Annotated in this window: 13 protein-coding genes and 1 pseudogene; 4 read left to right on the forward strand and 10 right to left on the reverse strand. The window is 65.2% G+C overall.

Translation table 11 applies throughout. From position 1 onward, the window contains the following. The first annotated feature begins 59 nt into the window (after window positions 1-59). From G6N44_RS08285 to G6N44_RS08295, 3 genes are read left to right on the forward strand one after another with little or no spacing between them, the layout of a single operon-like run. On the forward strand, window positions 60-485 hold the full coding sequence (locus tag G6N44_RS08285; RefSeq protein ID WP_163662908.1) for a Zn-ribbon domain-containing OB-fold protein: 426 nt from the start codon (window positions 60-62) through the stop codon (window positions 483-485). A gap of 11 nt (window positions 486-496) precedes the next feature. Beyond that, a complete protein-coding gene (locus tag G6N44_RS08290) occupies window positions 497-1645 on the forward strand; it encodes a thiolase family protein (protein ID WP_163662911.1) in 1149 nt (382 codons plus the stop codon). Window positions 1646-1676: 31 nt separating this feature from the next. Next, window positions 1677-2909 (forward strand): amidohydrolase family protein, encoded by a 1233-nt coding sequence (locus G6N44_RS08295; RefSeq protein WP_163662914.1) that lies wholly within the window; start codon window positions 1677-1679, stop codon window positions 2907-2909. Between the two features lie 29 nt (window positions 2910-2938). Here the strand turns inward: G6N44_RS08295 and G6N44_RS08300 are convergent. The 10 genes and pseudogenes from G6N44_RS08300 to G6N44_RS08345 form a co-directional block, all read right to left on the reverse strand. After that, window positions 2939-4075 (reverse strand): annotated as a pseudogene (locus G6N44_RS08300) (cytochrome P450). A 137-nt stretch (window positions 4076-4212) separates the two neighbouring features. Continuing rightward, window positions 4213-5403, reverse strand: a complete 1191-nt coding sequence (locus tag G6N44_RS08305; RefSeq protein WP_163662917.1) for an acyl-CoA dehydrogenase family protein — start codon at window positions 5401-5403, stop codon at window positions 4213-4215. Window positions 5404-5413: 10 nt separating this feature from the next. Beyond that, the gene (locus G6N44_RS08310; protein ID WP_163662920.1) at window positions 5414-6469 is read right to left on the reverse strand and encodes an acyl-CoA dehydrogenase family protein; all 1056 of its coding nucleotides are present in this window, start codon (window positions 6467-6469) and stop codon (window positions 5414-5416) included. Beyond that, a complete protein-coding gene (locus tag G6N44_RS08315; protein ID WP_163662923.1) occupies window positions 6469-7305 on the reverse strand; it encodes an amidohydrolase family protein in 837 nt (278 codons plus the stop codon). The genes G6N44_RS08310 and G6N44_RS08315 overlap by 1 nt, the downstream gene beginning before the upstream one ends. Continuing rightward, on the reverse strand, window positions 7302-8924 hold the full coding sequence (locus G6N44_RS08320; RefSeq protein WP_163662927.1) for an acyl-CoA synthetase: 1623 nt from the start codon (window positions 8922-8924) through the stop codon (window positions 7302-7304). Before G6N44_RS08320 ends, G6N44_RS08315 begins: the two co-directional genes overlap by 4 nt. 8 nt (window positions 8925-8932) lie before the next feature. Beyond that, window positions 8933-10180, reverse strand: coding sequence for an amidohydrolase family protein (locus tag G6N44_RS08325; RefSeq protein WP_163662931.1), 1248 nt, complete (start codon window positions 10178-10180; stop codon window positions 8933-8935). 4 nt (window positions 10181-10184) lie between these two features. After that, the gene (locus G6N44_RS08330; RefSeq protein ID WP_163662934.1) at window positions 10185-11006 is read right to left on the reverse strand and encodes an enoyl-CoA hydratase; all 822 of its coding nucleotides are present in this window, start codon (window positions 11004-11006) and stop codon (window positions 10185-10187) included. A 111-nt stretch (window positions 11007-11117) separates the two neighbouring features. Beyond that, the gene (locus G6N44_RS08335) at window positions 11118-12125 is read right to left on the reverse strand and encodes a dihydrodipicolinate synthase family protein (RefSeq protein ID WP_163662937.1); all 1008 of its coding nucleotides are present in this window, start codon (window positions 12123-12125) and stop codon (window positions 11118-11120) included. 9 nt (window positions 12126-12134) lie between these two features. After that, window positions 12135-12929, reverse strand: a complete 795-nt coding sequence (locus tag G6N44_RS08340; protein ID WP_163662940.1) for an SDR family NAD(P)-dependent oxidoreductase — start codon at window positions 12927-12929, stop codon at window positions 12135-12137. A 41-nt stretch (window positions 12930-12970) separates the two neighbouring features. Then, a complete protein-coding gene (locus G6N44_RS08345) occupies window positions 12971-13732 on the reverse strand; it encodes a crotonase/enoyl-CoA hydratase family protein (protein ID WP_003881296.1) in 762 nt (253 codons plus the stop codon). A gap of 261 nt (window positions 13733-13993) precedes the next feature. Here G6N44_RS08345 and G6N44_RS08350 point away from each other — a divergent pair, with 261 nt between their 5' ends. Then, window positions 13994-14734, forward strand: a complete 741-nt coding sequence (locus G6N44_RS08350; protein WP_179964497.1) for a TetR/AcrR family transcriptional regulator — start codon at window positions 13994-13996, stop codon at window positions 14732-14734. Window positions 14735-14905: the final 171 nt, after the last annotated feature.

A 14905-nucleotide genomic window follows, 5' to 3' on the forward strand; every position in this document is an offset into this window, starting at 1 on the left:
GTTACTGTAAGAGTTACAGTTGCTAGACATTTTCGGCTGATCACGGAGGAAGCGGACCCATGCAGAAGGCCCTGGCGCCCGAGATCTCGACCTGGCCCGACGCCGAACCCCAGCTGATCGGCAGCCGCTGCACCGACTGCACGGCCACCACCTTCCCCGCCCAGGCCCGCTGCCCCAAATGCTCCGGCGGCAACACCGAACAGGTGAACCTGCCCCGACGCGGCACCGTCATCGCCTGGACCACCCAGGGCTTCCCACCCGGAGCCCCCTACAAGGGCCCCACCGGCAAGGACTTCGTCCCCTTCGGCGTCGGCCTGGTCGAACTCGCCGACGACACCGGACCCGTCCTGCGCGTCGAAGGCCGCCTCACCGAAAACGACCCCGCCAAACTGCAATTCGGCATGAACGTCGAACTCACCATGATCCCGTTCACCACCGACGACGAAGGCAACGAAATCGTCACCTTCGCCTTCCAGCCCATCTAGAGAGGCCGCGCATGACCAACGATGTAGCCATCATCGGCGTCGGTATCCATCCGTTCGGCCGATTCGAGGGCAAGTCCGCGATGCAGATGGGCGTCGACGCGATCTTCGCCGCCGTCGCCGACGCCGGAGTCGACTGGAAAGACATCGGCGCCGCGACCGGCGGCAGTTGGACGGTGGCCAACCCGGACGCCATCGTCGGGATGGTCGGGCTGACCGGCATCCCGTTCACCAACGTGTTCAACGCATGTGCCACCGCGGCGAGTGCCACCAAGGCGTGCGCGGACGGAATCCGACTCGGCGACTACGACATCGGCATCGCCGTCGGCCTGGACAAGCACCCGCGCGGCGCGTTCACCGAGGATCCCGCCCTGGTCGGCATGCCCAGTTGGTACGCGGAGAACGGCCAGTACCTGACCACCCAGTTCTTCGGCATGAAGGCCAACCGCTACCTGCACGAGCACAATATCTCGCAGCGCACGCTGGCCAGGGTGGCCAACAAGAACTTCCGCAACGGTGCGCTCAACCCGAACGCGTTCCGGCGCAAGCCGATCAGCGAGGACGACATCCTCAACTCGACGATGCTCAACTACCCGTTGACCCAGTACATGTTCTGCGCGCCCGACGAGGGTGCGGCCGCGGTCGTGATGTGCCGTGCCGACATCGCCCACCGCTACACCGACAAGCCGGTGTACCTCAAGGCCGTCGAGGTGCGGACCCGCCGTTACGGCGCCTACGAGGTCAACACCACGTGCGCAGCAGTCGAGGAGGACGTGGCACCCACGGTGTACGCCGCTCGCGCCGCGTTCGAAAAGGCCGGGGTGGCACCCGAAGACGTCGACGTCGTACAACTTCAGGACACCGACGCCGGTGCCGAGATCATCCACATGGCCGAATGCGGCTTCTGCGCCGACGGCGACCAGGAGAAGCTGCTGGTCGACGGCGCAACCGAGATCGGTGGATCACTACCGGTCAACACCGACGGCGGACTGATCGCCAACGGCGAGCCGATCGGCGCCTCGGGCCTGCGGCAGATCCACGAACTCGTGCGGCAGCTGCGCGGCGAAGCCGGCGACCGCCAGGTGCCCGGCAACCCCCGCGTCGGGTTCGCCCAGCTCTACGGCGCACCCGGCACTGCCGGCGCCACCGTCCTGACCCGCTGATCTTCATCGCCGGACAAAAGGAACCACAGACATGACCGAACAGTTCCGGAACGCACCGATTTTCGATGCCGACCAGCACATGTACGAGACCGGCGAGGCACTGACGAAGTTCCTGCCGGAGAAGTACTCACGGGCCGTGCAGTACGCGCAGATCGGCCGGCAGACCCGGGTGGTGATCAACAACCGGGTCACCGACTTCATCCCCAACCCGACCTTCGAACGCGTCGCGGCACCCGGGGCACACGAGAAGTTCTTCGCCGGGGAGAACACCGACGGTCTGACGCTGCGCGAGATGCAGGGCAAGGCCATCGACGCGCCCGCGGCCACCCGCAACCCGGAGGACCGGGTCGCCGAACTCGACCGCCAGGGTGTCGTCGAGGCGCTGAACTACCCCACCCTGGGCAGCCTGGTCGAGCACTCCAGTGCCGATGACCCGCAGCTGACGCTGGCGATCGTTCACGCCCTCAACCAGTGGATCCTCGAACACTGGAGCTTCGCCTACGCCGACCGGGTGTTCTCCACACCGATCATCAATCTGTCCGAAGTCGACGCGGCACAACGCGAACTGGCCTGGATCCTGGAGCGCGGCGCCAAGGTCGCCCTGATCAAACCGGGCCCGGTCAACGGCCTGCACGGCTGGCGTTCGCCTGCCCTGCCGGAATTCGACCCGTTCTGGCGGGACGTCGAGGCCGCCGGTCTGCCGATCGTCCTGCACGCCAGCTATCCCCCGCTCGATGACTACGTCAACAAGTGGGAGCCGCCCTACACCCAGAACTTCATGGCGCAGAGTGCATTCCGCTGGATGGTGTTGGGCCACCGCGAGATCGCCGACATGCTGACCGCGCTGATCTGCCACGGCACCCTGACCCGGTTCCCGAAGCTGCGCATCGCGAGTGTGGAGAACGGCAGCAGCTGGATCTTCCCGCTGTTCCACGATTTCGCCGACCTGTACAAGAAGATGCCGCAGAACTTCCCCGAGCATCCACACGACGTGTTCCGCCGCAACATCTGGGTCAGTCCATTCTGGGAGGGCTGCGTATCCGACGTGGTGGAAACCGTCGGGTGGGACAAGGTGCTGTTCGGCTCGGACTATCCGCATCCCGAAGGGCTGGCCGAGCCCAAGGGCTTCTGGAAGTACGCCGAGGGCATGGACATCCGTCGCACCTATGACTTCATGGGTGACAATGCACGCCGGTTCATGGGCCTGCCGATCGCCAACCCGGATCCGGAAGCCGCCAAACCGCCGGCCCTGACCAGCGCCTAGCTGTTCTTCGCGCTCGACGGGGCGGGTGGCTACCCGTCCCCGGCAGGGACGCGGACCCGGACCGGAACGTTCTCGTAACCGGCGACGCTGGTCATGGCGACTCGACGCAACCCGTCATAGTCGACATCGAACTCGGGCATGAAATCGAGCAGTCGATCAAGCGCGATGCGGCATTCCATCCGGGCCAGTGCCGCACCGAGACAACTGTGGATGCCGTAGCCGAATCCGAGGTTCTGGGCTTCGGTGCGGTCTCGCTCGATATCGAACCGGCCGGCGTCGTTGAATGCCCGATCGTCGCGGTTCGCCGACGCCTCGACCAACATCACGGTGCTATCCGCCGGAATCTGCACGCCGTGTAGTTCGATGGCTCTGGTCGTGGACCGCACTGCGTACTGCGCTGGGGCGTCATATCGGAGGAGCTCTTCGATCGCGGAAGGTATCAGGCTGCGATCGGCGCGCAGCTTGGCCCACTGATCGGGGTACCGGGAGAACATGACCGCGGCGTTACCAATCAGCTTGGTGACCGTTTCGGCGCCAGCCCCGCCCAAAAGGATCGCAAACCCGGCGATTTCGACGTCGTCGAGCTTGGTTGACGTGCCGTCCTCGCGTTCCACCTCCACGGCGATGAGCGAGCTGATCATGTCGTCACGTGGTTCGACCCTGCGCTCCTGGATCAGGTTGAAGATCGCCATGCCGTTCTCCAACATCGCCTGTCGGCCTTCGTCGGTCATCCCGACCTGACCAGGTTCACGTCGCAACCCGATGTCCTGATTGATCCGGAACGTCTGCCGGAAGTCCTCGGGCACGCCGAGCATGCCGGTGATCACCTCGACGGGGAAGAGCGCCGAGAAGTCGGCGACCACGTCGAATCCCTCGGGATCGAGCATCGCCAGGTATCGGTCGACGAGTTCGTGCACCAGCGCCTCTTGCGCGGCGATGGCGCGAGGCGTGAAAACCTTGTTGACCAGGCTGCGCATCCGGCGGTGTTCGGGCGGATCATTGTCCTTGAGCGCCGCCGCCACATCGGCATGACGGGTGAGCGCGTAGAAGTCGTATTCCTCGCTGTAGTAGACGGGCGCCTCATCACGCATCCGTTGATAGATCGGATACGGGTCCTAGAAGTACTCGGCGGAGAACGGGTCGAACACCAGGGTCGCGGGAGTCACGAATCTACCTCCGGGTCAGGGTAACTCGACGGAAGCCGAACAGTTCGACAGTCGTCGATCTACTGTTCCGCGAACTTCCACCGCACAGCACCAGAGTGACACTCGTTACATATTTTGTAAAGAGCGGGGTGACCCGACTACGAAACCTTCGCCTTGGGCGGTGAGTAGTTCGGCTTGCCCAGCCCGAGCACATGTTGGGCGATCATGTTGCGGAACACCTCGAGCGTGCCACCGTAGATACCGACCAAGGGCGCGAAGCGGTAGACGTACTCACTGCGGTCGTCTGCTCCCCCGTCGGCTCCGATCGGCAGTGCGGCAACCGATCCCGCGATGTCCATCAGATCCGGGGCGATGTCACGCATGGTCTGCGCCAGCGCCACCCGACCGAAAATACTCGGCGAGGACAGTGAGGCCTCCATGCGTGCCACGCTGCGCCCCAGGCGATATGCCACCGATCCGTCGTCGATGGCCGCGCGACCACTGACATCTGGAGTGCCCACCAGCGCGGCCACGTTGTCGGCGGCCTCGGCCATGAATCCGGCCTGATGCATCATGATCGCGACGTCGGCCAGACCGTCGTCGGCGGCGGCGACCGCCCCGTGCTCGGCATCGAGCGGTTCACGGACCACCGTCCAGCCGCCGTTCACATCGCCGAGCCGGTACTTGTCGTCGACCCGCACATCGGAGTAGTAGACGATGTTGGTGCGGTCACCGTCGACGGTCCGGATGCCCTGGATCTCGATGCCCTCGGAGTCCAGAGGCACCAGGAACATGGTCAGGCTCTTGTGCTTCGGCGCTTCCGGATCGGTGTTGGTGATCAGGAAGACGTACTGGCAGTTGTGTGCACCGGTGGTGAACATCTTGGAACCGTTGATCACCCACTGGCCGCCGTCACGGACGGCGCGGGTCTTGCAGGTGGCCACATCGGAGCCGCCCTCGGGCTCGGTGTAGCCCAGGCACAACCGCACGGTGCCGTCGAACACCCCGCGCAGCACGTCGTCTCGGATCTCCGGGGAGGCGAACTTCGCGACCGACCGCGCCACCATCGACGTGGTCCCCCAGGTCACCCACGGCACCTCGGCCCGGCGCTTCTCCAGCTCCCAGATCCGCCTGCGCACCCGGGAAAAGCCGCCGTCGGCCTCGGTCTTCCATTCCTTCTCCAGATAACCGGCAGCGCCCAGGGCCAGGTGCGCGCCCTCGTGAAAGTTGTCACCGGTTTCACGGTCGTGGCGGATGACCTCTTCGGTCACGACACTCGACAGGAATTCGCGCACTTCGGTGCGGAACGCCTCGTCCTCCGCGGACAGTTCGACTGTTGAGAAATCCACGTCTGTTCCCCTAAACCTTTGTGACTTCCCGGCTCTCGCGAGCCGCGACGATCTGAGCAATGCGGACCGCGGTGGCACCCGGGTCACCGCCGGCGAGGGCCCAGCCGCGGGCCCGCACCAGGTACGCGGTGGCCGCCGCCTCGGCGGACACCCCCAGTCCACCTTGGACGTGTACCGCCGTGGTGGCAGCCTTGGCGGCCTCCTCGGCCATGAATACGAACGCCGAGGGGGCCAGTTCCGGCCGCTCGTCGGGCTCGTTGTCGAGGAACCATGCCGCCCGCCGCACCAGGCCCCGCCCGCTCTGGACGGTGATGGCGATGTTGGCCAGCGGGTGGGAGATACCTTGCAGCGTCCCGATCGGCACACCCAGGGTGTAGCGCGACTTGGCGAACTCGGCGGCGATCGTCATGGTCTCCTCGACCAGACCCACCAGCGCTGCTGCGGTCAGCAGACGCCATTCGTCCAAGGCCCGTTGGTATTCCGCCAGGGCGCCGGCACCGCTGGCCAACACCACGCGGGTGTCCGCGGCGGCTGGGTCTACCCACGCCATCGGCAGCTTGCCGATGTTGTCGACCCGGGCCGGGCGCGTCGAGAAGCTCAACTGCACGACGTCGTCGCCGTCGCGGACGACGATGTGGTCGGCGATCGACGCAGTCGGGATGAGGCGCGGCCCGGTCGGTGCGACCTGCGCGGGATCGAGCGCGATGATCTGGGTGCCCTGCACGATCTCTTCGGATTCGCACGCCCCCAGCCTGGCCAGCAACCGCCCCGCCACGACGTGGTCGATCCACGGCACCGGCGCCAGCGACCGACCCAGTTCCTCGGCCACCAGGGTCAGATCCACCAGTGTCGCGCCGTCGCCGCCGACGGATTCCGGCAGCGCCATGGTGGTGGCGCCCATGGCGCACAACCGTTCCCACAGACTCTTGTCGAAGCCTGCCGGTTCGGCCGCACGTACGGTCTCGATGTCGGAGTGCGTCTTGAAGAACTGCCGGTACGCGGTCTGCAGGTCGACGTGGTCCTCGGTGAGGCTGTAGTCCAGCCTGCGCAGTTCGTAGCGGTCCATCAGCTCTCCTGATTCTGGCCGAAGAAGAACTCCGCGGCATTGTTGTAGAGGTAGTTGTCCAGCACGTCTTCCGGCAGATCCAGCGCCAGTGCCTCGGGCACCACGCGTTGCATACGCAGCACGGGGAAATCCGAGGCGAAGATGACCTTGCCTTTCCCCCGGGTACGCATGAAGTGCAGCAGCGACTCCGGCAGCCGCTTCGGCGACCACGCCGACGTCATCAACCGTAGGTTCTGATACTTGATCAGCATGCGGATCGCGATGTCCCACCACGGATCTGCCCCGTGGATCATGCACAGCTTCAACTCCGGGAACCGGACGCACACGCGGTCGAGGTGGATCGGATTCTGCACCTCGCCCGGGATCGGCGGACCGGGCAGGCCGGTGTTGACGCACAACGGCAACTCGAGTTCCGCGCACTTGGTGTAGAGCGGGTAGTACACCGCGTCACTAGGTGGGTACTGCCCGTCTCCCCAGAAACTGGGTCCGACAACGGTATAGGCCACCGGCAGGTCGGCGGCTATGGCAGCGAGTTCACGCAACGACGGGATGGGCCGCAGCAGGTTCACCCCGCCCATCGCCAGCGCGAAGCGGTCGGGATGCGCCTCGACGAACTTCCGCGCGGTGACCGACGGTTTGGCCAGCGAATCCATCAGGATGGCCTTCTGCACCCCGTGGGTGTCCATCTCGTCGAGCATCTCCGACAGGTCGATGGGGTCATACATCGACGTCGGGCCCTTGAAGTAATCGTCACGCACCTTCTTCATGAAGGTGGGCTGGTTCTGGGTCTCGCCGAAGTGCACGTTGGCCAGACAGTCAATCACCTTGTAAGTCATGCCTTCATCTCCGCCTGTTGGGAGGCCAGGCCCTTGGCCCAGCGATAGTCAGCCTTGCCGTTGCCGAGCCGGCGGATCTCCTCGACGAACAGCACATCCTTGGGGAGTTTGAACCGGGCCAACCGGGTGGCGCAGTGCTCTCGAAGCGCGGCCGCGTCGACCGTGTCCCGCACCGCCACCAGCGCCACGACCTCTTCGCCCCACCGCTCACTCGGGCGGCCCACCGCCAGCGCATCCACCACGTGAGGATGTGCGCGCAGCACTTCTTCGATCTCCTCGACGAACACCTTCTCGCCACCGGTGTTCACCACCAACGAATCCCGGCCGAACAGGCGCAAGGTGCCGTCGGCCTCCAGCGAGGCGCGGTCACCCGAGACCACCACTCGTTCGCCGGCCACCTCGGGGAAGGTCTTCACCGTCGCGGCCTCGTCGTTGAAGTAGCCGAGTGGGATCCGGCCATTACGTGCAGCCCAACCGACCTCGGGGTCGCCGGGATCCAGAAAGCGGGAGTAGTCGTCGGCCAGGACCAGACCGCCGGCCCGCAGCTGGAAGGTCTCGGCAGTCGGAGTTGCCCGCTGCGTGTGACCGAACCCCATGTTGCCGGTTTCCGAGGAGCCGAATCCGTTGATGACGGTGATCTGCGGGATGTGTTCCAGCAGTGCGCGTTGATGTTTCGGGTTGGTCGCAGCACCTCCGGTACCGATGGCGAACATCGCGGACAGGTCGTAGGACCGTCGGCCCAACTCCTCCACGATCGGCGCGGCGTAGGCATCGCCCACCATCGTCATCAGCCCGATCCTCTCCCGTTGCGCGGTTTCGAGCACGGTACGCGGATCGAATCGAGGTTTGGTGTCGTGCAGCACCACGGTCTGACCGGACAGCAGCCCGGAGAAGGCGGTCCACATTCCGGCGGCGTGCATCAACGGTGACACCGCGAACCACGGCGGCCCGGCGTGGGCGACCTTGTCGTGAATCTCGCTCACCTGATCGTGGTCAGCGCCGTTCATCGACGACACGTAGATGTCGCCCTGGCGCCACATCACCCCTTTGGGACGGCCGGTCGTGCCGCCTGTGCAGACCATCAGTAGATCATCGGGGGAAGGGATGGCGCCTCGATCGGTATCCCCTTGCGCCAGCGCCTCTTCCAGTGTCACCGAACCCGGTAGCTCGGCACCGTCGCCGTCGTCGATCGAGATCAACACCTCGGTCTGCAGCGCTTCATCCCCCAATACGGAAGCGAACTTCGCCCCCAGGGAACGGTGGTAGATCACCGCACGGGGCTTCAGGTAGGCCAGCAGGTCGGCCACCTCACCCGGTGCGTAGTTGTAGTTCACATTCACCGGGACCGTGCGCGCCTTGAGACAGCCGATGACCATCTCGGGGTACAGGTCGTTGTGCATGACGAGCGCGACGACGTCCTGACCGCATTCCCAACGGTTCAGATCCCGACGCTCCCGGTGGGCACCCAGCCCCCGCGAGGACAGGAAGTTCGCCAGCCGGCGGGTCAGGTCAGCACCCTGCGCGAAGGTGGTGCGGCGGGTGCCGCACACTGTCATCTCCCGGTCGGGTACCGCCTCGGCGATCGCGTCGACGACGGCGCCGATGGTCCATTCGCCCATCTCGGTGGCTACGCCGATACCAGACCGGAGACACCGGGCGCCGTGCGCGCGGGGTCACCGAGGAGTTCTAGTGCGTTGTCGCGCATGACCTTCCGGGTGTCCTCGAGGCTGAACTCCGGGAACTGTGGGATGTCCGCGGTGAAGGTGGTCGGGTCGGCCAGACCCTCGCCGTGCGGCCAGTCCGAGCCGAACAGAATCTTGTCGACGCCGATGGTGTCGGCGAGCAGTTTGACGTCGTCCTCGTAGTACGGCGCGATCCAGACGTTGTTGCGCAGCTGCTCTACCGGGTCCTCCGTGAAGTGGTACGGCGCGTTGTTGGCGGCCTTCTTCAGTCGCTTGATCAGCCGGTACACGAAGTAGGAGCCGTTCTCGATGCTCACGACCTTGAGCTTGGGGTGCCGGGTGAACACCTGGTGCACGATCATCGAGGCCATGGTGTCGTGGATGGCACGGTCGTCCATGATCACCATGTCGAGCGGATCGCGCTTGCCGAATCCCTTGAACACTCCGCTGCCGCCCCACAGCGCTGGAACCGCCATGTATCCGGAGTCGGACAGATGGAAGACCACGGCGACACCGGCCTCGGCCAGGCGGGCCCACACCGGATCGTGTGACGGGTCACCGAGGGACCGCGGCCGGACCGCACCCGGTACCGGAGCGGGCCGCACGCACACCAGCTTGGCCCCGCGGCCGATCACGAACTCGACTTCCTCGACCGCCTTCACCGGATCCGCCAGCGAGATGATCGGCGCGGACACGAACCGTCCGTCGGGCCGGTCGAAGCCCCAGTCCTCGTCGAGCCACAGGTTGAAAGCATGTACGGAGGCCATGGTGGCCTCGATATCGTGCTTGAGCCCCTCCTCCACGCCGCACGCGAAAGTCGGGAGCATGAACACGGTTTCGAGACGTTGGCGGTCGAGCACCTTGAGCCGCGCATCGCGGTTCTGGTACTCGGGGTGCTCGGCCAGGCGGTCGACCTTCATCAGGGAGGCAGGATCCACCCCTTCCGGGATCTCACCACGGAACAGCAGATCCAGGCAGCCCGGTTCGATGATCGGATCGAAGGTGGGGTTGGGGATGAAGTGATTGACCGTCCCGCCCATCATCGCCAGGGTCCGTTTACCGTCGTGCACCATCTGGACACCGCGGCTCTTGAATTCCTTGGGCAGGTGCCGGGTGAACGCGTCCACCGGTTCGTAGTAGTGGTTGTCGACGTCTACGGCGAGGTACGGAAGCCGTTCGGGAGCTTCGGTCATGTCATCAACCTTCTTTCAGAGCCGGGAAATTCGGGGGCCGTTTTTCGAAGAATGCGGTGATGCCCTCGACGAGGTCGGGGCGGACCATGGACTCGTGCATGAGTTTCTCGGCGCGGTCACTGACGTCCATGACGTTGTCGTTGGCATCGCCGTAGAGCTGACGCTTGATCACCGCCATCGACGCCGGCGAGCAGTTGCGGGCCAGATCCTCGGCGTACTCCAGTGCACGGGTCAGCAGATCCTCAGGTGCGACAACCTCTTTCACCAACCCGAGCGCAGCGGCCTCCTCGGCGAGGAAGGTCCGGCCGGACAACAGGAGGTCCGCCGAGGCACCCCAGCCGACCAGTCGCGGCAGGATCCAGGTGATGCCGTACTCGCCGATCAACCCGCGACGCGGGAACGCGGTGGCGAACTTCGCACCCGCAGCGGCGAATCGGACATCGCACATCAGCGCGTGGGTGAGACCGATGCCGACGCACGCCCCGTTGATGGCGGCGATGACCGGTTTGCGCAGTTCGGTGAGAAAGTGCGGGTGACGTTCGCCGACGATCTTGCTGACGTCGGTGTCCTCGTTGATGCTCGCGCCGAGTTCCCGTACCGCGCCCATGTAGGCGCCGGCACAAAATCCGCGTCCGTTACCGGTCAGGACGATCGCCCGGACCGCCGGATCGGCTTCGGCGCGATCGAAACTCGCGTAGACGCCGGCGGAGATGTCCGCACCCCAGGAGTTCAGTCGATCGGGACGGTTGAGGGTGATCACCGCAACCCCGCCATCGGTGACCTCGTAGAGGACCGCCTCGGTTCCCACACTGTCAGCGACCGTCACGCGCAGATACCTCCCGATGCCACACCAGCCGTTCAGACATACATACTGTATACCTATCGGTAGTGCATTCCGCAAGCTCGGTGTCAGTGCTACGACCTGCGCAAAGACGGTTCAGTCATCGATCAAACCGAGCTTGCGATAAGCGGCCTCGATCTGGGTCTTGGCAGCATCCGGCAGCATTGCCTGGGGCGGACGGGAATGCGGGTAGTCCCCGACCGGCAGCCCCAGCACCGAGGCCGCGTACTTGAACGCGTCGGCCCAGTGGGTGAAATAGTCGGCGCGGCCCGGGTAACAGGTGAACCAGGACCCCATGTCCACGCCGAACTGGTCCAACCCGGACTCCCGGCCGAAGTCCATCGCCTCGATGAGCCGGTCGGCGTACACCAGGTCCCAGTACTCGGTGAAGATGCGGCGTTGCGGGGTCTCGTAGAGGTATCCGGCCGTACCCAACTGGGCCGGGCAGACAATGCCGTCGCGTAGCCAACCGGCCCGGTACACGGTGGTGTCGCATTCCCAGACCGCCAGATACGGCGCCAGGTCATGCAACCGACGGCTCGCCGCGGGCCGGAACGCACCCTCCTTGGTGGCGCACACGGCCGGGATCGCCTCGGCAATCCGGGCGCTTTCGTCGGGTGTCAGCACGTACCCCGAGGACGGTGAGTTGAACATCCCCAGGGCGATATCCGTGCGGTCGGCGATGTAGGAGAAGAAGCGGAGAACGCCCTCGCCCGCGTGCGCCTCCATCATCGGCGTCTGGATGTAGACGATGTCGGCGCCGGCCTGCTGCGCATGCAGCGTGAGTTCCAGGCAGTACTTGGCCGAGGTCGCCGCGGTGCAGGCCTGGACCACGACATCGGGGTTGGCGCGGCGCCCCTCCTCGATCGCCACCTCGAGCAACTGCTTGCGTTCGGCCAGCGTCAGCGCCCAGAACTCGGCCAAACCGCTGGTACACCAGAGCATCTGGTGGCCGAGGTCGCCGACGCAGTAACGCACGAGGTATCGGTAGGCATCCCAGTCGATGTCGTCACCGTCGGTTCCGCAGAACGGGGTATAGAGCGAGTCACCGATCCCGCGCAGTGCACCTCGCGCCCAGTCCCGCGCTTCGGCTGCCTTTGCCATGTCGCCCCTTTAGATGAAGTCCGATCCGCCGTCCACATTGACGTTGGCCCCGGTCATGTAAGAGTTGCGCTTGGATGCGAGAAACGCTGCAACAGGTCCGATTTCGCTGGGAAGCCCGGCCCGCGGTACGTGGGCGGGATGCCCGAAATGCTCGTCGATGGCCGCCATCAACGCGTACGGGTCATTACCGTCGACACCCACCGTCTCGGCCCAGCCGCGCAGCGCCTCCGACGAGATGCTGCCCGGGGAAACCACATTGACCATGATCTCGTCCTTGGCCAACAACAACGACAGGTTCTTCGACACGCTGTTCACGGCCGCCTTGGCTGCCGTGTAAGCCGGCAACCGGGTGCTCTGCCGCTGGGTGGAGTGGGCCGAGAAGTTGACGATGCGCGCCCATTCGGCCTTGCGCAGCAACGGCAGTGCGGTACGCACACAGCGCACCATGCCCATCAGGCCCGTGTCGAACGCTTCTTGCCACTGGTCGTCGGTCAACTCCTCGAAGTTGCCCGCGGCCCCGGGGCCGACCGTGTTGATCAGCGCGTTGAGCTCGCCCCAACGCTCACCCACCTCGACGAAAGCCCGCTCGACCTGGGCTCCGTCCGAGGTGTCGGCGACGATCCCGACCGCCTCCGGCGATCCCAGCCGACCCAGCTCCGTTGCGGCAGTATCGAGTACGTCCTGGGACCGACCGACGATCGCTATGCGCGCGCCGTCCTCGGCCAGACACTGGGCGGTTGCGAAACCCATCCCACGGCCACCGCCCACGACAACGGTGGCCGCACCTGCGAAACCGAGATCCATGGCCAGTTACTCCCCGGTCGCTTCGCTCCTGCCCGCCGGTCTCAGGAACCCGTCCAATTGGGCGCCCGCTTCTCGGCGAAGGCGATCGCCCCCTCCTTGGCGTCATTGGAGGAGAACACCGGTCCGAGCAGTTCGCCCTGCTTCTTCCACATCTCGTCGGCCGACCACTCCGACGACGACGCGATGATCTCCTTGGTCACGGCCACGGCCAGCGGGCCGTTGGCGGTGATCCGATCGGCGAGTTCGAGCGCACCGTCAAGGGCCTCACCCGGCTCGGTCAGTTTGTTGACGAAACCCCACGCGGCGGCTTCCTCGGCGGTGAAGCTATCACCGGTGAGCGCAAGCTCCATCGCCTTCTGGTACGGGATGCGCTGGTGCAGCCGCAGCAGGCCACCGCCACCGGCGACCAGACCCCGCTTGACCTCGGGGATACCGAATTTGGCGACCTTGGAGGCAACCACCAGGTCGGTCGCCAGGACCAACTCGGTACCACCGGCGAGGGCGAACCCCTCCACAGCGGCGATCAGCGGCTTGCGCGGTGGACGCTCGGTGAAGCCGGCGCCGCGACCGGGCACGTAAGGCAGTTCCCCCGATGCGAACGCCTTGAGGTCCATGCCGGCGCAGAAGTTTCCGCCCGCGCCGGTCAGGACGGCCACCGACAGTTCTGGGGTGTCGTCGAGTTCGTCCATGGCATCGGCGAGGCCCTGGACCACCGCGAGATTGAACGCGTTGCGTGCTTCCGGACGATTGATCGTGATGATGAGCGTGCGACCCCGACGCTCCCGCAGAACTACTTCCGACACCAACTGCCCCTTCGCTTGCGGCCCAATTACCCGGAAAAGCCTACTATAGGGGTTACAGTAAAAAGCCGGAACCCCGTCCAATACCTCCGAGCGACGCCTCGGCGCCCACTGTGGACGGCAGCAACAGAGAGGCTACCGGTAAGCTCGACAGCGACAAGACCCCGCGACACGCGCACATTGGCGCAGTTCAGGTGGTGGCCGGCGGTAAATTCACCTGCGATTGACCCGCGCCACAGGACGGCTTGAGCAGGATCGATTTCGATGGAGGTGCCCGCAGTGGCAAAGCAACCGACCGCTGAGAAACGTCAACGGCGCGAACGCGGGTCCATCAATCCCGAAGACATCATCAAGGGTGCATTCGAACTCGCCGAGCAGGTGTCGATCGACAACCTCAGCATGCCGCTCTTGGGCAAACATCTCGGCGTCGGCGTCACCAGCATCTACTGGTACTTCCGCAAGAAGGATGACCTGCTCAACGCGATGACCGACCGCGCACTCCGCGAGTTCGTGGTCGCCACTCCTTACGTCGAAGCGAAGGACTGGCGCGAGTCGTTGGCCAACCACGCCAGGACCATGCGAAAAGCTTTCATGGGCAACCCGATTCTGTGTGATCTCATTCTCATTCGCTCCGCCCTGAGCCCGCGTGCCGCACGCCTCGGCGTGCAAGAGATGGAGACCGCGATCTCCGGCCTGGTGGAGGCCGGATTGCCAGTCGAGGACGCCTTCGACACCTATTCGGCCGTCTCCGTACACGTGCGCGGCTCGGTGGTGCTGCACCGCCTCTACGAAAAGAACCGGGCCAACGACAACGCACCGGGCGACTACGAAGAGACCATGGTCATCGACCCGGAAGTCACGCCTCTGCTCGCACAGGTCACCACCGAGGGACACCGCATCGGCGCGGCCGACGAGAAGAACTTCGAGTACGGCCTTGAGTGCATCCTCGACCACGCGGCCGCACGGATCGCACAACCGACGGCGACCAAGTCCAAGCGCAAATAAGCGCAACCTTCACCTGAGCCGAAGTCGCCCCTGGCACTCCGGCCATCTCCGTGCGCCACCAATCCGGAATTCCGTTCGCGGCCGGGCGATTTCGCGCACCCACCGCTTCCCGGTGAGCCGGCACCCAGCTCACCTGGCCCGTGACGTCATCGCCGATTGTTACATTGACAA

Source organism: Mycolicibacterium alvei (assembly GCF_010727325.1).
In the GTDB taxonomy this organism is placed as follows: Bacteria; Actinomycetota; Actinomycetes; order Mycobacteriales; family Mycobacteriaceae; genus Mycobacterium; species Mycobacterium alvei.